Source organism: Pseudidiomarina xizangensis (assembly GCF_052541995.1).
Map to the genome: position 1 here is coordinate 255,835 of NZ_JBOBQA010000001.1, position 23,935 is coordinate 279,769.

Annotated in this window: 17 protein-coding genes; 13 read left to right on the top strand and 4 right to left on the bottom strand. The window is 48.6% G+C overall.

What is annotated here, in order from left to right:
* Positions 1-27 precede the first annotated feature (27 nt).
* From msbA to kdsB, 4 genes are read left to right on the top strand one after another with little or no spacing between them, the layout of a single operon-like run.
* A complete protein-coding gene (gene msbA / locus ACQ5ES_RS01170) occupies positions 28-1,779 on the top strand; it encodes a lipid A export permease/ATP-binding protein MsbA (protein WP_445014132.1) in 1,752 nt (583 codons plus the stop codon).
* On the top strand, positions 1,779-2,792 hold the full coding sequence (lpxK, locus tag ACQ5ES_RS01175) for a tetraacyldisaccharide 4'-kinase (RefSeq protein ID WP_445014133.1): 1,014 nt from the start codon (positions 1,779-1,781) through the stop codon (positions 2,790-2,792). The genes msbA and lpxK overlap by 1 nt, the downstream gene beginning before the upstream one ends.
* Positions 2,779-2,976: a Trm112 family protein gene (locus ACQ5ES_RS01180; protein ID WP_445014134.1), complete on the top strand. Its 198-nt coding sequence runs from the start codon at positions 2,779-2,781 to the stop codon at positions 2,974-2,976. The genes lpxK and ACQ5ES_RS01180 overlap by 14 nt, the downstream gene beginning before the upstream one ends.
* Positions 2,973-3,725, top strand: coding sequence for a 3-deoxy-manno-octulosonate cytidylyltransferase (kdsB, locus tag ACQ5ES_RS01185; RefSeq protein WP_445014135.1), 753 nt, complete (start codon positions 2,973-2,975; stop codon positions 3,723-3,725). Before ACQ5ES_RS01180 ends, kdsB begins: the two co-directional genes overlap by 4 nt.
* On the opposite strand, the gene ACQ5ES_RS01190 is transcribed toward kdsB, so the two are convergent.
* The 4 genes from ACQ5ES_RS01190 to ACQ5ES_RS01205 form a co-directional block, all read right to left on the bottom strand.
* Positions 3,703-6,765 (bottom strand): efflux RND transporter permease subunit, encoded by a 3,063-nt coding sequence (locus ACQ5ES_RS01190; protein WP_445014136.1) that lies wholly within the window; start codon positions 6,763-6,765, stop codon positions 3,703-3,705. The genes kdsB and ACQ5ES_RS01190 overlap by 23 nt on opposite strands.
* Positions 6,762-10,016 (bottom strand): efflux RND transporter permease subunit, encoded by a 3,255-nt coding sequence (locus tag ACQ5ES_RS01195; RefSeq protein WP_445014137.1) that lies wholly within the window; start codon positions 10,014-10,016, stop codon positions 6,762-6,764. Before ACQ5ES_RS01195 ends, ACQ5ES_RS01190 begins: the two co-directional genes overlap by 4 nt.
* Entirely contained in the window at positions 10,013-11,113 is a 1,101-nt protein-coding gene (locus tag ACQ5ES_RS01200) for an efflux RND transporter periplasmic adaptor subunit (protein ID WP_445014138.1), read from the bottom strand. The genes ACQ5ES_RS01195 and ACQ5ES_RS01200 overlap by 4 nt, the downstream gene beginning before the upstream one ends.
* A 279-nt stretch (positions 11,114-11,392) precedes the next feature.
* Positions 11,393-12,673, bottom strand: a complete 1,281-nt coding sequence (locus tag ACQ5ES_RS01205; RefSeq protein WP_445014139.1) for a citrate synthase — start codon at positions 12,671-12,673, stop codon at positions 11,393-11,395.
* A gap of 462 nt (positions 12,674-13,135) precedes the next feature.
* Between ACQ5ES_RS01205 and sdhC the strand changes: the two genes are divergently transcribed.
* The 9 genes from sdhC to ACQ5ES_RS01250 all read left to right on the top strand — a co-directional run bounded on the left by sdhC (position 13,136) and on the right by ACQ5ES_RS01250 (position 23,869).
* Positions 13,136-13,510 carry a succinate dehydrogenase, cytochrome b556 subunit gene (gene sdhC / locus ACQ5ES_RS01210; protein ID WP_445014140.1) on the top strand — a complete coding sequence of 125 codons (375 nt, stop codon included), beginning with the start codon at positions 13,136-13,138 and terminating at the stop codon, positions 13,508-13,510.
* Positions 13,504-13,860, top strand: a complete 357-nt coding sequence (sdhD, locus tag ACQ5ES_RS01215) for a succinate dehydrogenase, hydrophobic membrane anchor protein (protein ID WP_445014141.1) — start codon at positions 13,504-13,506, stop codon at positions 13,858-13,860. The genes sdhC and sdhD overlap by 7 nt, the downstream gene beginning before the upstream one ends.
* The gene (sdhA, locus tag ACQ5ES_RS01220; RefSeq protein WP_445014142.1) at positions 13,861-15,627 is read left to right on the top strand and encodes a succinate dehydrogenase flavoprotein subunit; all 1,767 of its coding nucleotides are present in this window, start codon (positions 13,861-13,863) and stop codon (positions 15,625-15,627) included.
* Between the two features lie 15 nt (positions 15,628-15,642).
* A complete protein-coding gene (locus ACQ5ES_RS01225; RefSeq protein WP_445014143.1) occupies positions 15,643-16,362 on the top strand; it encodes a succinate dehydrogenase iron-sulfur subunit in 720 nt (239 codons plus the stop codon).
* A gap of 101 nt (positions 16,363-16,463) precedes the next feature.
* Positions 16,464-19,271: a 2-oxoglutarate dehydrogenase E1 component gene (gene sucA / locus ACQ5ES_RS01230; RefSeq protein ID WP_445014144.1), complete on the top strand. Its 2,808-nt coding sequence runs from the start codon at positions 16,464-16,466 to the stop codon at positions 19,269-19,271.
* 13 nt (positions 19,272-19,284) lie between these two features.
* Positions 19,285-20,919, top strand: coding sequence for a 2-oxoglutarate dehydrogenase complex dihydrolipoyllysine-residue succinyltransferase (gene odhB, locus ACQ5ES_RS01235; RefSeq protein ID WP_445014145.1), 1,635 nt, complete (start codon positions 19,285-19,287; stop codon positions 20,917-20,919).
* 145 nt (positions 20,920-21,064) lie between these two features.
* A complete protein-coding gene (sucC, locus tag ACQ5ES_RS01240; RefSeq protein ID WP_445014146.1) occupies positions 21,065-22,231 on the top strand; it encodes an ADP-forming succinate--CoA ligase subunit beta in 1,167 nt (388 codons plus the stop codon).
* Positions 22,231-23,103, top strand: coding sequence for a succinate--CoA ligase subunit alpha (gene sucD / locus ACQ5ES_RS01245; RefSeq protein ID WP_445014147.1), 873 nt, complete (start codon positions 22,231-22,233; stop codon positions 23,101-23,103). The genes sucC and sucD overlap by 1 nt, the downstream gene beginning before the upstream one ends.
* 475 nt (positions 23,104-23,578) lie before the next feature.
* Complete coding sequence (locus tag ACQ5ES_RS01250) at positions 23,579-23,869, top strand: excalibur calcium-binding domain-containing protein (RefSeq protein ID WP_445014148.1); 291 nt, start codon at positions 23,579-23,581, stop codon at positions 23,867-23,869.
* The last annotated feature ends 66 nt before the right edge of the window (positions 23,870-23,935 follow it).

The window sequence follows — 23,935 nt, forward strand, 5'->3', positions numbered from 1 at the left end:
GCATTATTTGCCAGTAGAATCTTATGCATGAATGCAGAGACTGTAAAACAAAAGACGTTTCGTCGCTTAATGGGGTATATCAAACCCTACCGCGCAGCTTTTTTTATCTCGATTGTGGGAATGATTGGTTACGCTGCCGTCGATACTTTTTTCTTCTCGCAAATTGAGACGTTAATTGACGATGGCTTGACCAACAGTAATCCAAAAATTTTATTGTATGGTGCGATTTTTGTACCGGTGATTTTTATCTTACGCGGGCTGTTTAACTTCGTTTCTACCTATTTTTTAAATTGGGTTGGTTTTCGTGTGGTGACAACCCTGCGACAGCAGCTGTTTGATCACATGATGAAACTACCGGTGTCGTTTCATGACCAGCATTCTACTGGCGATCTGCTGTCAAAAATTACCTATACCACTCAGCAGGTAGCTGAAGCTAGTAGTCGTGCAGTGCTTATTTTGGTCCGTGATGGAGCTTTCGTGGTCGGTCTGCTGGGCCTGATGTTTTATCATAGCTGGCAGCTGTCGTTGGTGTTCTTGCTGGTGGGCCCAGTAATTGCCAAAATTGTAGCTGTGGTATCCAAACGTTTTCGTAAGGTATCCAGGCGTATTCAAACGGCCATGGGAGATGTCACCACCACCGCTGAGCAAATGCTCAATGGTCACAAAGTTGTGGTCATGTACGAAGGGCAAAAACGCGAGTCAAAGCGCTTTGCTACGATTAACAACATTACCCGTAATCAGAATATGAAGCTGATTAATGCGCAAAGTTTGAGCACATCATTGATTCAACTGATCGCATCTTTTAGTTTGTCGATGGTGCTGGTTCTGGCAAGCTTTCCCGATATGTTGGCGCAACTTTCAGCGGGTGCGTTTACCACTTTGCTGACTGCGATGATCATGTTATTACAGCCGCTGAAGCGGTTAACCACGGTCAATAGTGATTTTCAGCGCGGTATTGCTGCGGCGCAGAGTATCTTTGGTGTGTTGGATGAACATGCGGAAGCCGATAGCGGCAAGCGCAATATGGACCGTGCCCAAGGTGATATCAAATTTGAGCACGTGAACTTCACCTACGACGGCACTGAAAGTCCAGCGTTGGCGGACGTCAGTTTCCATGTTAAACCCGGTAAAACGTTGGCGCTGGTAGGTCGTTCGGGTAGCGGTAAATCAACAATTTCGAACCTGTTGACGCGATTCTATACGCCACAAGGTGGCGTTATTAAGTTAGATGACACGGATATCTATGACTATCGTTTGAAATCGCTGCGCCGGCAATTTGCACTGGTGTCGCAACACGTCACCCTGTTTAACGACAGTATTGCCAATAATATAGCTTATGGCGCCCATGGCGAAGTCACTCTCGATGAGATTCGCACCGCCGCAGAACAAGCCTACGTGACAGAATTTACCGACAATATGCCAAATGGTTTAGACACGACCGTCGGTGAAAACGGTGTCATGTTGTCAGGTGGTCAGCGCCAACGTATTGCGATTGCCCGAGCATTGTTACGCGATGCACCTATTTTGATTCTGGATGAAGCGACCTCGGCACTCGATTCTGAATCTGAGCGCCACATTCAAAGTGCGCTGCAAGCGTTGCAACAAGATCGCACCTCGATAGTGATTGCCCACCGGCTATCGACCATCGAAAAGGCGGATGAAATTATGGTGCTTGAAGATGGTGCTGTGATTGAGCGTGGTAGTCACCAACAGCTACTTGAGCAACAGGGAGCCTATTATCAACTGTACAGTCTGCAATTCAGTGGTGAGCTCAGTTAATGGCCCTGCAGCGCGCGTGGTATCGCAATCATGTAGCAGCGTATCTTTGGTTGTTGTTACCCTTACATGCGCTGTTTGTCATCATTAGTGCGCTACGCCGTTGGCGCTACCGGTTAAGCCCAGCAAAAGACTTACCGGTGCCAGTTATCGTGGTCGGTAATATTAGTGTTGGTGGCACCGGAAAAACACCTATTACCCTGGCCTTGGTGGAGCAGCTTAAAGCGCAAGGCGAACGCCCGGCTATCGTTGCTCGCGGCTATGGTGGTAAAGGCCCGTTTCCTTTGCGGGTGCGCTCGACCACCGCTGCTGAGGCAAGTGGCGATGAACCCTTATTATTGGCGCAACGCACCCAGGTTCCGGTAGTTGTTGCGCCTGATCGTCGTGCTGCGGCAGCGCAGGTCCTCCAGCAAGCACCCGACACCACAGTTATCATCAGTGACGATGGCCTACAGCATTACGCCTTACCGCGGCAGTTTGAAATTGCTGTGGTTGATACCGAGCGCGGCGTTGGCAATGGCTGGCGCTTACCGATAGGGCCTTTACGCGAGCCAGTATCGCGTTTACAGCAGGTCGATACGGTGATTCTTAACGGTAGCGATACGCAATCCCAAGCTTTTCTGCGCGGCGCGACTAACCATTGTTACTCAATGACTTTGGTTACTAAAAAGTGGCGTCGGGTAACGGATGATACTGAAGTCGCCGCATTGCCTGAAGGTAAAACTCTGGCCTTGGCCGGAATCGGTAATCCCGAGCGATTCTTTGCTACGGTGCGCAACCTCGAGTCACGTTCACTGGCGACCCGCGGTTACCCTGACCATCATCAGTTTAGTGCGGCTGACCTCGCGCAACTGAGTCAGTACGAAGTACTCGTAATGACCGAGAAAGATGCGACAAAATGGCGTGGTTTTGCCCATAAGGATTGCTATTATTTACCAGTTAGCGCAACCTTACCAGAGGCATTCTGGCAGCAACTGCAAGCGAAAATGAAGGGGTTTAACCATGCCATTGGATGAAAGAACGCTAGCTTTACTGGCTTGCCCGCTGTGCAAAGGACGCCTCGTTTGGTTGTCAGCAAGTAAAGAACTCGTGTGTCGCGGCGATCGTTTGGCGTTTCCAGTACAAAACGAAATTCCCATACTTTTGACTAGTGCCGCACGACAATTGAGCACACAGGATTTGGAGCAAGTTCCGAAATGAGTTTTACCGTTGTTATCCCAGCACGTTATGCATCAACCCGGTTACCTGGCAAGCCATTGGCCATGATCGGCTCGAAGTCGATGATCCAACGGGTATACGAACGAGCGGCTGCGGCCGGTGCGGCGGAGGTGATTGTAGCGACCGATGATCAACGCATTGTCGATGCGGTTGAAGCATTTGGTGGCCGCGCCATGTTAACTGCAACCCATCACCAGTCTGGTACTGAACGAATTGCTGAAGTTATCGATTATTTAGCTATCGCGGATGATCATGTGGTGGTCAACGTGCAGGGCGACGAGCCTTTTATTCCACCGGAAATTATTCGCCAGGTCGCTGATAATTTAATGAATCAGCGTGCTGCGCACATGGCTACACTTGCAGTACCAATTAACCATCTTGAAGAAGTGAAAAACCCTAATGCGGTGAAGGTGGTTACCGACGCCAACGGTTATGCTTTGTACTTTTCGCGGGCTCCAATTCCATACGAGCGTGATGCGTTTCAGCGTGATCGTATGGGAGAGCACGCTGCCTATAAGCGTCATGTTGGTATTTATGCCTACCGTGCAGGTTTTGTCTGGCGCTACATTGAGTGGGCGCCAAGTCCACTGGAAGCGATTGAGTCACTCGAGCAACTACGGGTACTGTGGTATGGCGAGCGCATTCATGTCGCGGAAGCTATTGTTAATCCGCCGGCTGGCATCGATACACCAGCCGACTTAGAGCGTGCTAATCAGCAATCACTCGACTAACCATGCTGCTGGCGCGCTGTTTCAGGGCGTGCCAGCGTTCCCGCCACCACAACAAGCGGGCATAGACATAAGGCACCAGAAACAAACTGGTCAGCGTCGAGAGTAATAAACCACCAATAATTGAAATTGCCATCGGTGCATAGGGCGGGCCATCACCGCCGATTTGAGTGGTGCCAAAGGCTAAGGGTAGTAACCCCAGCACCGTGGTCGCGACAGTCATTAAGATGGGTCGTAAACGACTAACGCTACCCTCAATAACGGCGTCACGCAGTGGGTAACCGTCAGCGAGCAGCTGATTAATCCGATCAACCAACACGATACCGTTGTTCACCACTATTCCCATCAGAATCAGGATGCCGATCATTGCCATTACAGTGATTGATTGTCCGGTTAGAAATAATGCCCAAAACACCCCGACAATAGAAAATAGTAAGGACGTGATAACTGCGGTGGGTAACAACACCGACTCAAACAGTGCCGCCATGACAATATATATCAGTGCTACTGCAAGTAAGGTGTTGACCAACATTACGTTTTCGGCTTCTTGCTGGCGCTGAAAACTACCATCTAAACTCCAGGCGTAACCGTCAGGTAAACTCAGCTGACTCAATGCTGCGTTGAGTTTGTCACGCGCCTCATTGAGTGGCAGCTCGTCGCTTAGGTTCGCTTGAATTGCCAACGAAGTACGACGGTCCAGGCGGCGGATCTCACCCAACCGCGGTTGTACTTCGAATGAAGCCACGGCGTGCAGAGGGACGACGCGTCCCTGATGTTGCATGACTGGAAGATTTTGCAAAGCCTCGAGCGAAAACTCCAATTCTTTGTCGAAGGCGACGCGCATTGGAATTTCACCATTTGGGTCGCCACGAAATGAGCGCAAACGCTGGCCGCGTAATGCAGTTGCGACTTGGCGGGCGACTTGTGCACTGCTAAGACCCAAGCGATGCACGCGTTCACGGTCGATACGCACCAAGTACTCGAATTGACCCGCTTCAGTCTCACTGCGTACGTCGGTGAGCCCCTCAATACCTGCAATCACGGGCGCAAAACGTTCCGCCACGCTTTCAAGAACCTCGGTCGACTGTCCGGTAAGGGTCACGCGCACACCTTCGCCGCCACCGCCAAAGCCAAACTGTGGTTCACTGCGCAGCATCTTCGGAAACTGTTCCCGCATTTGCTCCATCAAAGCACTAAGCCTAATGGGGCGGTCTGGTTTTAACAGCACTGTCGAAATTGCGTAACTAGGGGTGTAATAGCTATAAACTGCATCAATGTAAAACACTTCTTGATGCTGATAAAGAAAGTCTTCAAAACGTGCCACTTCGGCTTCGACTTCAGCAAGATTATAGTTCTGATGCAGATTGTAATTGATAAACATACGGTCGTTAAAGCCTTGCGGTTCCTGGTCACCGCTAACGCCAACGAAAGGGATAGCAATACTGGCCAAAATTGCAACTGCAACTACGCCGGTCCAGCGCGGATGACGCCAGCTCCATTCCAGCAGCCGACGGTAACGAGAAGGTTTTGCATGAGCCGGTTTCTGGCGCGGCTTCATGGCACGGTTCAATTTACTGGCAAGCAGCGGGATCAGCGTTTGCGCGACCAGCAGAGATGCCAGCAAGGACAAACAAATAGCGACCGCTGTGTGTTCAAGGAAAATCGTGAGATCGATTTTTTTACCAAAAATATTAGGCAAAAATACGATAGCCGTGGTTAAGGTACCGGCAATGACTGCCATAGAGACATTTCCAACGCCACGCAAGGTGGCTTCTTCAGCGTCGAATCCGGCTTCGCGTTCATATTGAATACTTTCGGTAATGACCACCGCGTTATCAACCAGCATCCCGACTGCCAGCATGAGTCCCATTAACGAGAGTACATTGAGTGAGTAGCCAAGGAAGTACATACCGCCGAGCGCTATACAAATGGCGATCGGTACCGACAGCACAACCACTAAGGTAATAACGAGATTGCGCAGGAACAAATAGAGCACGATAAAAGATAGCAGGGCACCAAGGAGTCCGGCCATTAGTAGATCGTTGAGTGAGGTAGTGACGCCATCGGCGGTATCGTTCATGACAAACAAGTTGATGCCATTAAACTGTGGATCGTTGCGGATCTCGTTGACCACTTCCATTACCCGCTTGGACACCTCGACCAAGTTAGCGCTGGATTCTTTGAACACATCCATACCGATGGCATAGGTCTGATCAAGGTGGCGGCCGTCCATACGGCGTGGCATTTCACGACTCACAGTGGCGATGTCACCCAGCTTTAACTGCGCGGTGATGGGCAGGTTGCGAATTTCGTACTCAGATTGGAACTCGCCAACCGGATTGACCAAAATGCGCTCATGCTCGCTTTCCAGATAACCTGCTGTTAAGGCGAAATTTGCTTGTTGTAGGCGGCTGGTAACGTCAGCCGCAGTCAAATTGTGCTGCAACAGCTTTTGCTGCTGAAGCCGGATGACAATATGTTGTTTATCAACGCCATACAAGGTGACCTGTGAAACGCCTTCAACCCGTTCAATAGGCCGGCGCAGACTGCGATCGAGTAGATCGTAAGCGTTGCTCAAATCGCGTTGGCTGGAAATGCGTAACTGAAACACGGGCATGTCTTCGGTGTTGAACTGCAATACCTGCACGCGCTCGATATCATCGGGCAGTAAATGCAACATGCCATCGACTTTTTCGCGTGCTTCAATGCCTTTGGCGTTAACGTCTTCACCCCATTCAAATTGCAGTGAGATCTGTGCGCTATCGCTACTGGAGGATGAACGCATACGCTCTACATTGCTTAAAGTCGCCAAGGCTTCTTCTAACGGCCGTGTGATCAACCGTTCCACTTCTTGCGGCGTAGAGTTTGGATAGGGTACGGTGATCATAATTTCTGGGATTTCAATGCCCGGGAACTTTTCCAGTGGTAACAAGCGCGAACTAATGGTGCCTAACAACAGCATGGAGAGAAATATCATGCAGATGGTTACCGGTCGCCGCAGCGCGAAATTCGCCAAACTTGCACCAAATTTTGCTGCATTCATGACGCGCTCTCCGTAACCGAGTTCCGAACTTGCTTGCGGTCCACTAACAAATACAGGCAAGGAATAAAGAGCAGCGTCAGTAGTGTAGAAAACAACAATCCAGCAATCACACTGATCGCCATCGGCGCCCGAATTTCCGCACCTTCACCTAAGCCAATCGCCAGCGGGAGTAAGCCCAGTACGGTGGTGAACATGGTCATTAGAATGGGGCGTAAGCGTTGCTGCGCTGCCTGAAAAACCGCGTCGTAACGCGCGACGCCTTGCAGGCGCAGCTGATTAATACGGTCGACCAGAACAATTGCGTTGTTGACGACAATGCCGGCCAACATGATTAAACCGATAAAGACGATGACGCTAAGTTCTGTGCCAACCAAATAGAGGCCCAGCACTGAACCCGCACCTGCCAGTGGCACACTGAACAGAATGAAAAAGGGGTGTAACAGTGACTCGAACTGGGAGGCCATGATCAGGTAGACCAAAAATACCGCCAGTAATAAGGCGAACTGTAATGACTGGAAGGAACGTTGCATTTCTTCACTTTGGCCAGCGACATTGGCTTTAATAGTTAGCGGTAGTTGAGTGTCACCGACAACTTGTTCGGCCAGCGCCACGGCACTGCCTAAGTCACCGTAAGTGAGATTGGCCTGTACCACCGCTGTGCGTTGTTGATCGATGCGGGTAATTTCACTGGGCCCCATGATTTGTTTAATTACGGCAACCGCCTGGAGCGGGATTTCACGGGCTGAAGCGGGATTAATTACCAATTGTTCCAGGTCACGTAACGAGTCACGATCGCTCGCTTGGCTGCGCACCAAGATATCAATTTTACGGTCATCCAGACTGAATTGCGTCGCTACGCGGCCACCAATTTTAGTTGCCAATAATTCGGATACTGTGGCACTGGTTAAGCCGTATTGCGCCAGGCGCGCGTGATCAAAGTAAATTGCTATTTCAGGCTGACCATCACTCATGTTGGTGCGAATATCGGTAAACTGGTCTTGTTTACTTAACTTTTGCGCAATGCTTTGCGCGCCTTGTTGCAACAGCTGAATATCGTAGCCTGTTACTTCAATAGCAATTGGACTGCTAAAACTGAATAATTCTGGGCGGCCAAATTTAATTTTGACCCCCGGTAGTTGTTGGGCGTAGTCACGTAATTTATTTTGTAGGCGCTGTTCGGCCAAGACGTCACTACTGTCTTTCATTACTACATTAAAGCGACCCCATTGGTTACCGTTCTGTCCCGGTGCAGCATTCAATAGGCTACCAGTGCCAGCTATGCTGTATGACCGCTCAACTTGGCTAGCCAGTTCTGGTTGTGTCGACAAATGGCTGGCAAATCCAGTTAACACAGCATCGGTTTCATAAATGGTTGCGCCCGGTTGTAGTTCCACTTCAACGTAAAACTCACCTTGTGCCATGCTCGGCAATAAGCTTACTGGTAACAGAGGAACCAAAGCGTAACACCCAGCAGCGACAACAACGATTGCACTGAGTGTTACTTTAGCATGGTCCAGAGCTGCGCTAAGAGTCGTTTGGTAGGCCGCAGCCAAGTGTTGATAGCCCCAATCGAAACTACGCAATGCGGGGGTAACTAGCCAACCAAGTAGTTTGCCAAGGCTGCGCCATATAAGGGTTATCGCAGCGACAATAAACAGCGGTAGCCAGCGGAACATGAGTAACAATGGTGTTATGGCCCAGAAGCGCCAACCTTGCCGGTTTTGGGCGACAGGAAAATGCTGACGATCGGTAATGCTCGCATCAGCACTACGTTGTTTGGCGGAGAGCATAGGAATGAGGGTTAAAGCGACAAATAACGACGCAAGTAAAGAGAAGGTGACGGTGAGCGCCTGATCAGCAAATAACTGACCCGCCAGTCCTTCAACGAAAACTAACGGGAAAAATACTGCCATGGTGGTCAGGGTGGAGGCTACAATCGCTCCGGTGACTTCACTGGTGCCTTCTTCGGCGGCTTCAGCCTCAGCTTTTTCCTGGCGATGTCGGGCAATGTTTTCCAGCACTACAATGGCGTTATCGACCAACATACCCACCGCCAGAGCAATACCGCCCAACGACATCATGTTGAGTGAGATTTGATAGCCGTGCATCAAGTTAAAAGTGGCAATGATTGACACCGGAATAGCTAAAGAGATAATCACCGTAGGCCACAGTCGCTGCAGAAACAGGTAGATAATCACCATCGCCAGCAGACCACCGATAATGGCGGCGTCGCGGACTTCAGCAATCGCAGCCTCAATAAATACTGCCTGATCGGCTATGGGTTCGATTTGATACAGCTCAGGAATCAACTCGTTGGCTTGCAGTTGCTGAAGATGCGCCTGAATCGCCTTAGAAACCTGTACGGTATTGGCATCACCTTCTTTGTACAGCGAAACCTCCACGGCTTCACGGCCACCGATACGGCTGATGGAGTCACGTTCTTTATAACTATTTTCGACCGTAGCGACATCGCGCAGTAAAATTGGGCGATCATTACGCGTGGCAATGTAAATACCGCGAATATCATCAAGACTTTGAAACTGATTTAGCGTTCGCACCAAATACTCAGCACGTTGCGCTTCCAGACGACCACCGGACAGGTTTATGTTTTCGTCGCGTAGGCGCTGCATGATCAAGCTCATCGGAACTTGCAATTGGGTTGCTTGCTGTTCATTTACCAAAACTTGGATTTCGTCTTCGAGACCGCCACCGAGACGCACCGAAGCTACCCCCTCGATGCTCTCAAGGTGTCGCTTTAATTCTTCTTCAGCGAAGGTACGTAAACGTTTTAACTCGGTAATAGTGGGTTCGGCAACGGCATCAAAACCAAGGGTTAAACGGTAAATAGGTTCTTCTGCTGGGTTAAAACGCAACAGAGTTGGCTTTTCAATATCAAGCGGTAAGTTGACCAGATCCATTTTCTCGCGCACGTCGAGACTGGCCATGTCCATGTTGGTACCCCAAGCGAACTCGAGTAACACATCACTCTGGCCCGCACGAGAAATTGATTCAATGCGACGTACGCCTTTTACCGTGCCTAATGCCTCTTCTACCGGTTTACTGACCAGCTGTTCAACTTCACTCGGCGCACCACCGGGGTAATCGGTGCGCACCGTCAGCGTTGGGTAAGCGAGGTCAGGAAGTAGGGTAACCGGAATACGACCAAGTGACACCATACCGAATAACAGAACTGCGAGGGTGAACATAGCGACCGTCACCGGCCGCCGAACTGCCAGACGGGCTAAACTCATGATTGTTGCTCGCTTTTGATAATCTCAACCAAGGCAGCATCTTTGAGATTGGCTTGGCCACTGACCACCAGCTGATCACCTGCCTGAATACCACCAAGAATCTCAACATGGGTTTCGTCTTCGAAGCCCAGCTTCACATCAACTTTACGCGCTACATTCTCTTTATTGACAGTGAACACTGAGTGTTTTCCATCAAGACTTTGAACCGCGTAGCGGGGAACGGTAATGGTGTTGTCATGGGTTGCATAGTGCAAACTGACATGAGCGAACATACCGGCTTTTAATTTAAGCTCGGAATTAATTACTTTTAGAACAACTTTAAAAGTGCCTGATTGGGTATCGACCATCGGACTAATGCGTTCGATACGAGCTTCAACAAGCTGATTCGGCAGCGCACTAAGACGCAATTCGCCGGTTTGTCCAACAGCTACAAATTGCAGCTCGCGCTCAGGCAGATAGACGTTTCCTTCGAGTTCATCCAGGGCGATGATATGAAACAGTTTTTCTGCTTGATATTGACTGATCATGTTGCCAGTTTTGGCGTAACGAGTAGCAATAATGCCAGCTATTGGCGCGCGGATCTCGGTCTCGGCTAGGTTCAACTTGGCCATGTCATAGCGTGCTTGCAATAAGTCGGTTTGATAGCGTAATTTGTCGTACGCATCAGCGCTGATCATATTGCGGTCGGCCATGTCTTTAACTCGCCGTAGCTCTTGCTCGATACTATTAAGCTCCGCCTGCGCTTGCGCTAGTTGAATACGGTATTCTTCGTCGCGTAATTTGGCTAATAGCTGACCCTTCTCGACTTGCTGACCTTCTTCCACATAAATTTCTTCAACAATACCATTGGCTTTACTAATGATGTCCGTTTCGTCTCGAGCTTCGAGCGTTGCCGTGGTTTTAAAACTAGAGGTGATGGCACCGCGAGCAACCTGTTCAGTAGCAACTGGTATGCGAACTACTACTTCTTCCTTAGTGGTAGCAGTTTGATTGGAAGCGCCGGCCTGACCGCAACCGTTTAGCAACAGACTTGAAGTCAGAATTAAAGCGGTCAGACCGACAAAACTTGGGGTAATTCGTGCTGGTTTGGTGTTCATTGTTTGGTCCCTGTATTTACTCAATGTTCTTAATTCGCTGTTCGCTATTTGCCGTTTGTTACTGCTGGTTATGACGTTGGCGAAGGTATAAAAGTTAATGCAGGTTGTGTGCCAAGTTTTAAAAGAGAAAGCGATAAAAGATAAATATCAGTTAAAACAATAAGTTATTAGAATTATAAGGAGCTTTGAAGTAACAAATTGTTACATTTGCGGGGTGGGGATATAAAAAAAGCACGCCGTAGCGTGCTTTTTGACTAACGAGTAGTGAAACTTGCGAAGTTAACGTTTGATTGGCGTGAATTCGCGTTGGGCTTCACCGGTGTAAAGCTGGCGAGGGCGACCGATTTTTTGGTTCGCTTCACCCATCATTTCATGCCAATGCGAGATCCAGCCTACGGTACGTGAAAGTGCAAAAATCACTGTAAACATATTGGTTGGAATGCCGATGGCTTTCAAAATAATGCCCGAGTAGAAATCGACGTTCGGGTACAGTTTTTTCTCAACAAAGTAAGGGTCTTCTAAGGCAATGCGTTCAAGCTCCATAGCGACATCTAATAATGGGTCGCTAATATTCAGCTCTTGCAAAACTTCGTGTGCACTATCACGCATGACTGTTGCACGTGGGTCAAAGTTTTTATAAACACGGTGACCGAAACCCATTAAACGGAACGAGTCATCTTTGTCTTTCGCTTTATCAATGTATTTTGGAATATTGTCGACGCTGCCGATCTCTTTCAACATACGCAGACAAGCTTCGTTTGCACCACCATGCGCAGGGCCCCATAGTGAGGCGACGCCAGCAGCGATACACGCGTATGGGTTGGCGCCTGACGAGCCAGCTAAACGCACCGTAGAGGTTGAAGCGTTTTGCTCGTGATCGGCGTGCAAGGTGAAGATCCGATCCATCGCCTTAGCGATAACAGGATGAACTTTGTAATCTTCAGCAGGAACCGAAAACATCATGTTCAGGAAATTTTCAGAGTATGACAGGTCATTTTTCGGATAAACAAACGGTTGGCCGATGCTGAATTTGTACGCCATCGCTGCGATGGTTGGCATTTTTGCGATGAGGCGGTATGCGCTGCGACGACGTTGTTTTTCGTCGTGAATATCAAGATCATCATGATAGAACGACGACAACGCACCGGTTACTGCACATAACATTGCCATTGGGTGTGCGTCACGACGGAAGCCATTAAAGAAATTATGTAAGCCCTGATGGACCATCGTGTGATTGGTGATCGTCTGCTGGAATTTGCTGTACTCTTCTGCTGTTGGTGCTTCACCATGAAGCAGCATATAACAAACTTCGAGATAATCTGCTTGTGTCGCCAGCTGATCAATGGGATATCCGCGATGCAGAAGAATGCCTTTCTCACCATCGATATAGGTGATTTTCGATTCGCAAGAACCTGTGGCGAGAAAACCAGGATCAAAGGTGAAGTACCCGTGTTTGCCTAAAGTACGCACGTCAACTACATCATAGCCGGCTGTACCAGATAACACTGGTAGTTCAATGGATTGGCCGTCAATCTGCAGGGTGGCTTTACGATCAGCCATAAGGAAATCTCCTTGTTTGAGTCTGCTTCATCACTAAAAAGGGCGATAGAATTTACTTGATCTTTACTGCGGCTGTCAATTCAAACAGCCGTTTAATTGGTCGCAAAACCCTGCGTTCCGTCAAGTAAAGCTGCCATAATTACGCATGAATGTGGCATTTGGATGACACTGCGTACAAGTCTATCGCGTCTAACGCTAAGTTTATACGTGCTTGGGTCAGGCCTGTGTATACGACTAAGGTAGGATTGCATCAACAACCACTTTACAGTCTGTTGATCTAAACCGAAAAAATTGACGTTTTTCTTGCAAAGTACGCCCTAGAGAATTGTAATTGAGGGCTATGGCTTATATACTTTGGCGGCGATCTAACAGGGTCCTCCGACCTACAGCAACTTCTGCCCGGGACGAGGATGTTTGAAGTTCCGAGCATGTTTAAATGCTTTTCTGAAAGGCACAACAATCGTGAAAAAACAAAGACCTGTAAATTTAAATTTGTTGACTATTCGTCAACCCGCAGCAGCGATCAGTTCCATCCTACATCGGATTTCTGGTCTTATCATGCTGCTCTCCGTCGGTTTGCTTGTCTGGGCATTGGCAACCTCACTGCAATCAGCCGAAGGCTTTGCAATGGTGCATGAGTTATTCACCGGCTTCATTGCTAAGTTTATCGTCTGGGGCATTCTCACCGCGCTGGGGTACCACCTGGTTGCTGGCGTGCGACACATGATTATGGATATGGGCTATTTTGAAGAGCTCGTATCCGGTCGTATTACTGCGCAAATATCGTTTGTGTTGGGCGTCGTACTATCCGTTTTAGCAGGGGTGTGGTTATGGTAAATGCAGCAGGAACATTCGGTCGTAGCGGAACCCATGACTTTATTCTGTTACGCGCAAGCGCCATCATCATGGCGTTGTACACTATTTTCATGGTGAGTTTTTTGGTTTCTGCAGACACGTTAAATTACGCTGTCTGGACGAACTTATTTGCTCACCTCGGAATGAAAATCTTTACCATGTTGGCGTTAACCTCAGTGTTGATCCATGGCTGGATTGGTATCTGGCAGGTGATCACCGATTACGTCAAGATCTCTGGCTTACGAGCTTTCATTCAATTCGTAGTAAGCGTCGCGCTCATCGTGTACTGGCTCGCCGGTTTACTCGTAGTGTGGCCTGTGGAGGGTGTGTAAGTGAGCGTAAAAACACTAGAATATGATGCAGTAGTCATCGGTGCTGGCGGCGCAGGTATGCGCGCGGCATTACAAATTTCTGAATCAGGCATGAGTTGTGCGCTGATGTCGAAGGTGTTCCCAACCCGTTCGCATACCGTTTCGGCACAAGGTGGTATTACTGTTGCCCTTGGTAATGCACACGAGGATAACTGGGAATGGCACATGTTCGATACCGTTAAAGGTTCGGATTACATCGGTGACCAGGATGCCATCGAGTACATGTGTAAAACCGGTCCGGAAGCGATTCTGGAAATGGAAAACATGGGGTTACCTTTCTCCCGTTTCGAAGATGGCAAGGTCTATCAACGGCCATTCGGTGGTCAGTCTAAGGCGTTCGGTGGCGAGCAGGCAGCACGTACTGCTGCAGCCGCAGACCGAACTGGTCACGCATTGTTGCACTTGCTGTACCAACAAAACATTAAGAATAAAACAACGGTATTCTCGGAGTGGTTTGCCCTTGACCTGGTTAAAAATCAAGACGGCGCGATAGTGGGTACAACCGCACTTGATATTGAAACCGGTGAAGTCTTTTTCATTAAAGCAAAAGCCGTTATTTTAGCCACCGGTGGTGCTGGACGTATTTATTCGTCAACTACCAACGCACACATCAATACTGGTGACGGTATTGGTATGGCCTTGCGTGCTGGCGTACCGGTACAGGACATGGAAATGTGGCAGTTCCACCCCACTGGTATTGCTGGAGCGGGCTCATTGGTTACTGAAGGGTGTCGTGGTGAAGGCGGTTATTTGCTGAATAAAGACGGTGAGCGCTTCATGGAGCGGTACGCACCAAATGCAAAAGATTTGGCGTCACGCGACGTGGTATCCCGAGCGATGATGAGCGAAATTCGCGAAGGTCGTGGTTGTGAAGGCCCATGGGGTCTACATCTTAAGTTGAAACTTGATCACCTTGGTCGTGACGTCCTTGAGAGTCGTCTGCCAGGCGTATGTGACTTGGCGAAAACCTTTGCTCATGTAGATCCAGCAGAAGAGCCAATCCCAGTCATTCCTACTTGTCACTACATGATGGGTGGTATCCCAACCAACGTGCATGGTCAGGCGTTACAAGTTGACGATGAAGGTAATACAACGCCGGTACAAGGCTTGTTTGCTTGTGGCGAAATTGCCTGCGTATCGGTACACGGTGCCAACCGCTTGGGCGGTAACTCACTGCTTGACCTGGTGGTCTTTGGTCGCGCAACAGGTCTGCATTTAGGTGAGTCTCTGGCTGCCAATACGGAAGCGCGAGATGCCACCGACGAAGACGTCGAAGCTGCACTGGCCCGTTTAAACCGTTGGGAAAACAACAAAGACGGTGAAGACCCAGTACAGATTAAGAAAGATTTGCAAGCATGCATGCAACTTAACTTCTCAGTATTCCGCGAAGGTGATTCAATGGCAGAAGGCTTAAAAGAGCTGGAAACCATTCGTGAACGATTGAAAAATGCACGCTTGGATGACACCAGCAAAGAATTTAACACGCAACGTATTGAGTGTTTAGAACTTGATAACTTGATGGAAACTGCCTATTCAACCGCAGTAGCAGCGAACTTCCGTACGGAAAGTCGCGGCGCTCACAGTCGCGCTGACTATCCAGATCGTGATGACGAAAAGTGGCTGGTACACACGGTTTACCGTCCAACTGATGAGTCGATGACGACCCGTGAAGTGAATATGCAGCCGAAGTTGCGTGAAGCATTCCCGCCGAAAGCGCGGACTTACTAAAATTAGGTGGAAACGATGAAGACGTTGAACATTTCAGTTTATCGTTACAACCCGGATGTTGATAACGCGCCTTACATGAAAGATTACACCCTTGAAGTAGAAGAAGGGCGTGACATGATGGTGCTGGATGTCTTGTTGAAATTGAAAGAGCAAGACCCAACGTTGGCATTCCGTCGCTCATGTCGTGAAGGTGTGTGTGGTTCTGACGGTTTGAACATGAACGGCAAAAATGGCTTAGCATGTATTACACCATTGTCTGCCTTAAAAGGCGGTGCCAAGAAAGTAGTGGTTCGTCCGTTACCGGGATTGCCAGTCATTCGTGACTTAATCGTCGATATGACGCAGTTCTATAAGCAATACGAAAAAATCAAACCGTATCTGATTAACGACGACAAAACACCACCTGCGCGTGAGCGTCTGCAGTCACCAGAAGAACGAGCGAAATTGGATGGCTTGTACGAGTGTATTCTTTGTGCATGTTGTTCTACTTCCTGTCCGTCGTTTTGGTGGAACCCAGATAAGTTTGTCGGCCCTGCAGGTCTGCTGCAAGCCTATCGATTTTTGATTGATAGCCGCGATACAGCAACCGACCAGCGTCTGAGCGAGTTAGACGATGCATTCAGCGTATTCCGTTGTCACGGAATCATGAACTGCGTCAATGTTTGCCCGAAAGGTTTAAACCCTACGAAGGCTATTGGACACATCAAATCCATGCTATTAAGTCGCGCGGTTTAGTTTAATCGCGCTGATTTTGCTATAGTAATGGCCGAGCTGTATCGAAATAGCCATCCAGCTCGGATGGCTATTTTTTTATAAACGAGTGTGAAGGAACAGCGATGCAAGATGGCGTAATGCAAGCCTGGCTAGAATCCTCCCACCTGGCTGGTGGTAACATGGCCTACGTTGAGGAACTTTTTGAAGTTTATCTCGACGATCCTAATGCAGTTGGTGATGAGTGGCGCAAGTTTTTCGATCAGTTGCCGCGTGAAGGCGGCGGTCATGACACCAAACATAGTGAAATTCGTGAACAATTCCGCACGCTTGCTAAGAATAAATTTAAGCAAGCTGGGACGGTAGTTTCTGGCGAACCTGATTTGAAACAGGTACGTGTGCTGCAACTTATCAATGCTTATCGTTTTCGCGGTCATCAACATGCGAATCTTGATCCGCTCGATCTATGGAAACAAGATCAAGTAGCTGATCTGTCGCTTGAATATCACGATTTGTCGAAAGATGAATTCGATCGAGAGTTTAATGTTGGTTCGTTAGCGGTCGGCCAGGAAACGATGAAGCTGGGTGAAATTCATCAGCTTCTTGAACAAATTTATTGCGGTTCCATCGGCGCTGAGTACATGCATATTGTTTCAACCAAAGAGAAGCGCTGGATTCAGCAGCGGCTTGAGGGTGTGCGTGGCAAGCCAGAGTTTAATACTGAACATCAGAAGAAGATTCTGAAAGAGATGATTGCCGCTGATGGCCTTGAAAAATACCTTGGCTCGAAGTTCCCGGGAGCCAAACGCTTCGCGTTAGAAGGTGGCGATAGTCTAGTTCCCATGTTGAAAGCGCTGATTAGTCGTGCTGGCGAACAAGGTACTAAAGAAGCCGTTATCGGTATGGCGCACCGTGGTCGTTTGAACGTCCTGGTTAATGTACTCGGTAAAAAGCCGCAAGATCTATTTGACGAGTTCGCGGGTAAACACGGCACCAACAAGGGTTCCGGTGATGTTAAATATCACATGGGCTTTTCATCTGATTTCGCGACTCCGGGTGGCGACGTTCACTTAGCGCTGGCATTTAACCCGTCACATTTAGAAATTGTCAACCCAGTGGTTGTGGGTTCAGTCCGCGCACGGATGGATCGTCTGGGCGATAAGGATGGCTCGAAAGTTTTACCCATCACTATTCATGGCGACTCCGCAATTGCGGGGCAAGGTATTGTGCAAGAAACCTTCAACATGTCACAGACTCGTGGTTTCCAGGTAGGCGGCTCGATTCGTATCGTGATTAATAACCAGGTCGGTTTCACTACCTCGAAGCGCGAAGATACGCGCTCGACACAATACTGTACTGACATAGCAAAAATGGTTCAGGCACCGATTTTCCACGTCAATGCTGATGACCCTGAAGCGGTAGTATTTGTGACGCAGTTAGCCATTGATTATCGCAATACTTTTAAACGCGATGTCATGATTGACCTCGTGTGTTATCGCCGTCACGGTCACAACGAAGCTGATGAGCCAAGCGCAACGCAGCCGCTGATGTATGCAAAAGTGAAAAAGCATCCAGTGGCACGCAGCATTTATGCCAAGCGTTTAGTTGAGGCTGGTGTTATCGGTGACGATAGGGAAGAGTCTCTGGTTAGCGAATACCGCGATTTGCTTGATAAAGGCGAGATTGTGGTGGACGAGTTCCGTGAGATGAAGGCGCACTCGAGTGATTGGTCTGAGTACCTTGGCAATGAGTGGGACGTTAACTACGATGCCAAAATTAGCAAAAGTCAGATCACTAAACTTGGTACCCAAATGAGCACGGTACCAGAGGACCACAAGCTGCATTCACGCGTGAAAAAAGTCTATGACGAACGTATGAAAATGGCTAAGGGCGAGAAAAAAGCCGACTGGGGTTTCGCAGAAACTTTGGCTTATGCATCGCTAGTGGACCAGGGTGTACATATTCGTTTGACTGGCCAAGATACTGGGCGCGGTACCTTTTTCCATCGTCATGCGGTATTGCATGACCAAAACGATGCTTCGACCTATGTACCGTTGAATAATATTCGTGAAGGTCAGGGCGAGATCGAAATTTATGATTCAGTTTTGTCAGAAGCCGGTGTAGTAGCTTTTGAATATGGTTATGCCACGGCAGAACCAAAAGCCCTGGTGTTATGGGAAGCGCAGTTTGGTGACTTTGTGAACGGTGCTCAGGTGGTGATTGACCAATTCCTGAGCTCCGGTGAACAAAAGTGGGGCCGTTTATGCGGTCTCACATTATTGCTGCCGCATGGTTACGAGGGGCAGGGACCAGAACATAGCTCAGCCCGACTTGAGCGTTTCCTGCAGTTGTCGGCAGATCATAACTGGTCGGTTTGTGTGCCAACCACGCCAGCCCAGGTGTTCCATATGCTGCGACGTCAACATTTGCGCCCGGTACGTCGGCCGTTGATTGTTATGACGCCGAAGTCATTGCTGCGTCATCCGCTTGCAGTTTCATCGCTGGAAGATATGAGTGACGGCGTATTCCAGAATGCGATTGCTGAAATCGACGCGTTGGAAGCGAAGAAAGTCAAACGCGTGGTATTCTGCTCCGGTAAAGTGTACTACGATCTCCTGAAAGAGCGTCGTGAGCGTGAAACCGGGGATGTTGCCCTGATTCGGATTGAACAGCTGTATCCATTCCCGGCAGAAGAAGTCGCAGAAATTCTGAAAGCGTACAAACACGTGAAGGATTTTGTTTGGTGTCAGGAAGAGCCGCAGAACCAGGGTGCTTGGTACAGTAGCCAACACCACTTCCGCGCAGCAATTCCGAAAGGAGCGGACCTGACGTACGCTGGTCGCGAAGCATCTGCCGCACCAGCAGTGGGTTATCTCTCTGAGCATAACAAACAACAACAGAAATTAGTCGATGACGCGCTAACCATTAAATAGGTGATAATTGACCATGGCTATTGATATTAAAGTTCCACAATTACCTGAATCTGTTGCTGATGCAACAGTCGCTACCTGGCACGTAAAGCCAGGAGACAAAGTCTCACGCGATCAAAATTTGGTCGATATTGAAACTGACAAAGTGGTGCTTGAGGTTGTCGCACCTGAAGATGGCGTAATTGGCGAGATCATTGCCGAAGAAGGCGCTACTGTCGGTGCAGATGAAGTTATCGGCAAGCTTGAAAAGGGTGACGGTAATGGCTCGTCAGATGACTCAGACGATAAATCTGACAAGAAGTCTGAAGATAAGTCTGACAAGAAGTCCGATGATAAATCTGACAAGAAGTCTGATGATAAGTCTGACAAGAAGTCTGATGACAAATCTGACAAGAAGTCAGATGACAAATCTGATAAGAAATCGGGTTCGGGTGAGAAACTTGAAGTTAAAGTTCCGCAACTACCAGAATCTGTTGCCGACGCTACTATCTCCACCTGGCACGTTAAGGCTGGCGATAAAGTTACCCGCGACCAGAATCTGGTCGATATCGAAACTGACAAAGTCGTTCTGGAAGTAGTCGCTCCTGCTGATGGTGTACTTGCAGAAATCAAGCAGGATGAAGGCGCTACAGTAGGCGCTGATGACGTTATTGGTATTGTTGAAGCTGGCGGCGAAGGCGCTGCGGACGACGTAGCCCGGAGTTCTACTACGGAGAATGGTGACTCTGGAGAAGAATCCGAATCATCAGACGGCGACAGCGACAAAGAAGTTGCAGGCCCAGCGGTGCGTCGCCTACTGGCAGAGAATAATTTGAAAGTGTCTGATGTTAAAGGCACTGGCAAAGGCGGTCGTGTGACCAAAGAAGACGTTGAAAAACACGTTAAAGATGGCGGTAAGAAAGAAGCGCCAGCGGCAGCGAAAAGCGAATCTAAAGCTCCAGCGGCTGGCGATCGTGATCAAAAACGTGTTCCTATGACTCGCCTGCGTAAAACTATCGCGAAGCGTCTGCTAGAGGCGAAAAATGCTACTGCGATGTTGACCACCTTCAATGAAGTCAACATGAAACCCATCATGGACTTACGCAAGAAATACAAAGACGTATTTGAAGAGCGCCATGATACGCGTTTAGGTTTTATGGGCTTTTATGTAAACGCGGTCACCGAAGCATTGAAACGCTTCCCGGAAGTAAACGCATCGATTGACGGTGACGACATCGTTTATCACAACTATTTCGACATTAGCATTGCGGTGTCAACCCCACGCGGTTTGGTTACCCCAGTATTGCGTGACGCTGACAAAATGAGCATTGCTGATATCGAAAATGGCATTCGTGACCTCGCATTGAAAGGCCGTGACGGTAAGCTGACCATGGATGACATGCAAGGCGGCAACTTCACTATCACTAACGGTGGGGTGTTTGGGTCATTACTGTCGACGCCAATCTTGAATCCACCGCAAAGTGCAATCTTGGGTATGCATAAAATCCAGGATCGCCCAATGGCTGTGGATGGCAAAGTCGAGATTCTACCGATGATGTATCTGGCGTTATCTTATGACCATCGCATCGTTGATGGTAAAGAGTCTGTCGGCTTCTTGGTGACTATTAAAGAATTGTTAGAAGATCCGCAGCGCTTGTTGTTGGACATTTAACATTGAATACGGCCGCAGCGAGGTAGTGTGTTTACATTTACCGTTGCGGCTGTCTTTTTTGCGCGCAAAACTGTAAAATACGCGCGAATTTTCGGGTAAGCAGCATGAAGCTGTTTTTGTTGTTCAAACGAATCGGAAGATCATCATGAATTTGCATGAGTATCAGGCTAAACAACTCTTTAGAGAGTTCGGTTTGCCAGTATCTGAAGGCCACGCAGTTGACACTGCGGATGAAGCCGTTGAAGCTGCCAAGAAAATTGGCGGTGATCGTTGGGTTGTAAAAACCCAGGTACACGCCGGGGGCCGCGGTAAAGCGGGCGGTGTGAAACTTGTTTCTAGCCTTGACGACGTGCACGCGTTTGCGAGCAACTGGCTAGGTCAAAACTTAGTGACTTACCAAACAGACGCTAACGGTCAGCCAGTATCGAAAATCTTGGTTGAAAGCCTGACCGATATCGCTTCTGAACTGTATCTTGGTGCCGTAGTTGACCGCGCAACACGTAAGATCGTGTTCATGGCGTCAACTGAAGGTGGCGTTGAGATTGAAAAAGTTGCTGAAGAAACACCTGAAAAAATCTTGAAAGCTGTGATAGATCCAACGGTTGGCGCGCAGCCTTTTCAAGGTCGTGAGCTTGGCTTCAAGTTGGGTCTTAACCCTGATCAAGTGAAGCAGTTCACCAAAATCTTTTTAGGCTTGGCGAAAATGTTCGAACAGTACGACTTCGCACTGCTTGAAATCAATCCGTTGGTTATCACTGAGCAGGGCAATCTGCACTGCCTCGATGGTAAAATAAACATCGACAGCAACGCGATGTACCGTCAGCCAAAAATCAAAGAAATGCACGATCCGTCACAAGAAGACGAGCGTGAAGCCCAAGCTGCTAAGTGGGAACTGAACTACGTTGCACTAGACGGCAACATTGGCTGTATGGTCAACGGTGCAGGCTTAGCAATGGGTACCATGGATATCGTTAAGCTTGCTGGTGGCGAACCGGCAAACTTCCTGGATGTTGGTGGCGGCGCAACCAAAGAGCGCGTTACCGAAGCATTCAAAATCATCCTGTCTGACAGCGCTGTACAAGCCGTATTGGTGAACATTTTCGGCGGTATCGTTCGTTGTGACATGATCGCTGAAGGCATCATGGGCGCAGTAGAAGAAGTCGGCGTTAAGGTTCCAGTTGTTGTGCGTCTTGAAGGTAACAACGCGGAACTGGGTCGTCAGAAATTAGCAGAAAGTGGCCTGAACATTATCGCAGCAGAGAGTTTGTCTGACGCTGCGGATAAAGTGGTTGCTGCGGCAGGAGGTCAATAATGTCTATCTTGATCGATAAAAACACCAAAGTCATCTGCCAGGGTTTCACTGGCGGTCAGGGTACTTTCCACTCTGAACAAGCGATTGACTACGGCACACAAATGGTCGGTGGTGTAACACCTGGTAAAGGCGGTCAAACGCATCTTGGCTTACCGGTATTTAACACTGTGCGTGAAGCGGTAGAACAAACTGGTGCAACAGCATCAGTTATCTATGTACCAGCGCCATTCTGCAAAGACTCAATTGTGGAAGCAGCCGACGCAGGTATCGAGCTTATCGTCTGTATCACTGAAGGCATCCCAACGTTGGATATGCTGTATGTGAAAGAATATTTGACGCACAAAGGCGTGCGCATGATTGGTCCAAACTGCCCGGGCGTTATTACTCCTGATGAGTGCAAAATTGGTATCATGCCTGGCCATATCCACAAGAAAGGTAAAGTGGGTATCGTTTCGCGTTCAGGTACCTTAACTTATGAAGCGGTGAAGCAGACCACAGACGAAGGTTTCGGCCAGTCGAGCTGTGTTGGTATCGGTGGCGATCCGATTCCTGGTTCAAACTTTATCGACATTCTTGAGTTGTTCGAAAAAGATCCAGAAACCGAAGCGATTGTGATGATCGGTGAAATTGGTGGTACGGCAGAAGAAGAAGCTGCTGAATACATCAAAGACCACGTAACTAAGCCAGTTGTTTCATACATCGCTGGTGTAACTGCGCCTCCGGGCAAACGTATGGGTCACGCTGGTGCCATCATCTCTGGTGGCAAAGGTACTGCGGATGAGAAGTTTGCCGCACTTGAAGCTGCTGGCGTGAAAACGGTACGTAGCTTGGCTGAAATCGGTAAAGCACTGCGCGAAAAAACCGGTTGGTAAGCGTTTAGCATTCTACGTATGGATAGCAATTTGGAAGGCACTGTCGGTAGCGGCAGTGCCTTTTTTGTACGAAAACGTCACTAAGGAATAGACGACTTATCAATAGTACCCAAACTCACTCTTACCTTGCTGCGTTTGGTTAGTGGGGAGCGCTACTCAAGCATAGAGCTGATTCGTGTAATCTGTGCCCTGCTGGGGTTCCTTTACCTTATTTGGCCACAGCTGGCAGCAGCAGTGGGAGGTATTGTGTTCGTTGGTGAACCGATGGAGAGCCGTTTTGTTATTGCCAGCACGATCATTCTTGTAAGCATCTTTGCCGTAATGAAAAGCAGGGCATACAGAAAACAAACATAATAACCCACCTTTATTCATAGTTTTACTATTTCTTATAATGAGCTAGGCTAGATTCCAAGCAGAATTGAGAGCAACTGAGCAAAACTAACCACAACCAAAGCTGTCCGTTGGAGACACAATAATGAAAAAGTGGATTTTGTTAGCGATTTTAGCGCTGGCAGCCTGGAATTATCATCTTAATCAGAAGGCCGCGGAAGAGGGCGAGGATCGCGGTTTGGTCAAAGAAATTGTGCAAGGCGTTCAAGGTGCAGTTTTTAAACGTGATCCGCAATACCGTTGTGATGGTCGCAAATATTGTAGCGAAATGCGTTCCCAGGACGAGGCGTTGTTTTTTCTTACCAATTGTCCAGAAACCCAACTGGATGATAATGATAATGGCATTCCCTGTGAGCAAGACTTCCCCGCCGAGTAACCGTAACAACTGCTCTTAGTGTTAACACATTTTTACTGGGCAGCGCGCAGTTGAAGACGTATGCTT

Bases quoted from the DNA above. Each gene is read 5' to 3' on its own strand.
- msbA (WP_445014132.1), top strand. From the start codon at position 28: ATGAATGCAGAGACTGTAAAACAAAAGACGTTTCGTCGCTTAATGGGG.
- lpxK (WP_445014133.1), top strand. From the start codon at position 1,779: ATGGCCCTGCAGCGCGCGTGGTATCGCAATCATGTAGCAGCGTATCTT.
- ACQ5ES_RS01180 (WP_445014134.1), top strand. From the start codon at position 2,779: ATGCCATTGGATGAAAGAACGCTAGCTTTACTGGCTTGCCCGCTGTGC.
- kdsB (WP_445014135.1), top strand. From the start codon at position 2,973: ATGAGTTTTACCGTTGTTATCCCAGCACGTTATGCATCAACCCGGTTA.
- ACQ5ES_RS01190 (WP_445014136.1), bottom strand. From the start codon at position 6,765: ATGAATGCAGCAAAATTTGGTGCAAGTTTGGCGAATTTCGCGCTGCGG.
- ACQ5ES_RS01195 (WP_445014137.1), bottom strand. From the start codon at position 10,016: ATGAGTTTAGCCCGTCTGGCAGTTCGGCGGCCGGTGACGGTCGCTATG.
- ACQ5ES_RS01200 (WP_445014138.1), bottom strand. From the start codon at position 11,113: ATGAACACCAAACCAGCACGAATTACCCCAAGTTTTGTCGGTCTGACC.
- ACQ5ES_RS01205 (WP_445014139.1), bottom strand. From the start codon at position 12,673: ATGGCTGATCGTAAAGCCACCCTGCAGATTGACGGCCAATCCATTGAA.
- sdhD (WP_445014141.1), top strand. From the start codon at position 13,504: ATGGTAAATGCAGCAGGAACATTCGGTCGTAGCGGAACCCATGACTTT.
- ACQ5ES_RS01225 (WP_445014143.1), top strand. From the start codon at position 15,643: ATGAAGACGTTGAACATTTCAGTTTATCGTTACAACCCGGATGTTGAT.
- sucA (WP_445014144.1), top strand. From the start codon at position 16,464: ATGCAAGATGGCGTAATGCAAGCCTGGCTAGAATCCTCCCACCTGGCT.
- odhB (WP_445014145.1), top strand. From the start codon at position 19,285: ATGGCTATTGATATTAAAGTTCCACAATTACCTGAATCTGTTGCTGAT.
- sucC (WP_445014146.1), top strand. From the start codon at position 21,065: ATGAATTTGCATGAGTATCAGGCTAAACAACTCTTTAGAGAGTTCGGT.
- sucD (WP_445014147.1), top strand. From the start codon at position 22,231: ATGTCTATCTTGATCGATAAAAACACCAAAGTCATCTGCCAGGGTTTC.
- ACQ5ES_RS01250 (WP_445014148.1), top strand. From the start codon at position 23,579: ATGAAAAAGTGGATTTTGTTAGCGATTTTAGCGCTGGCAGCCTGGAAT.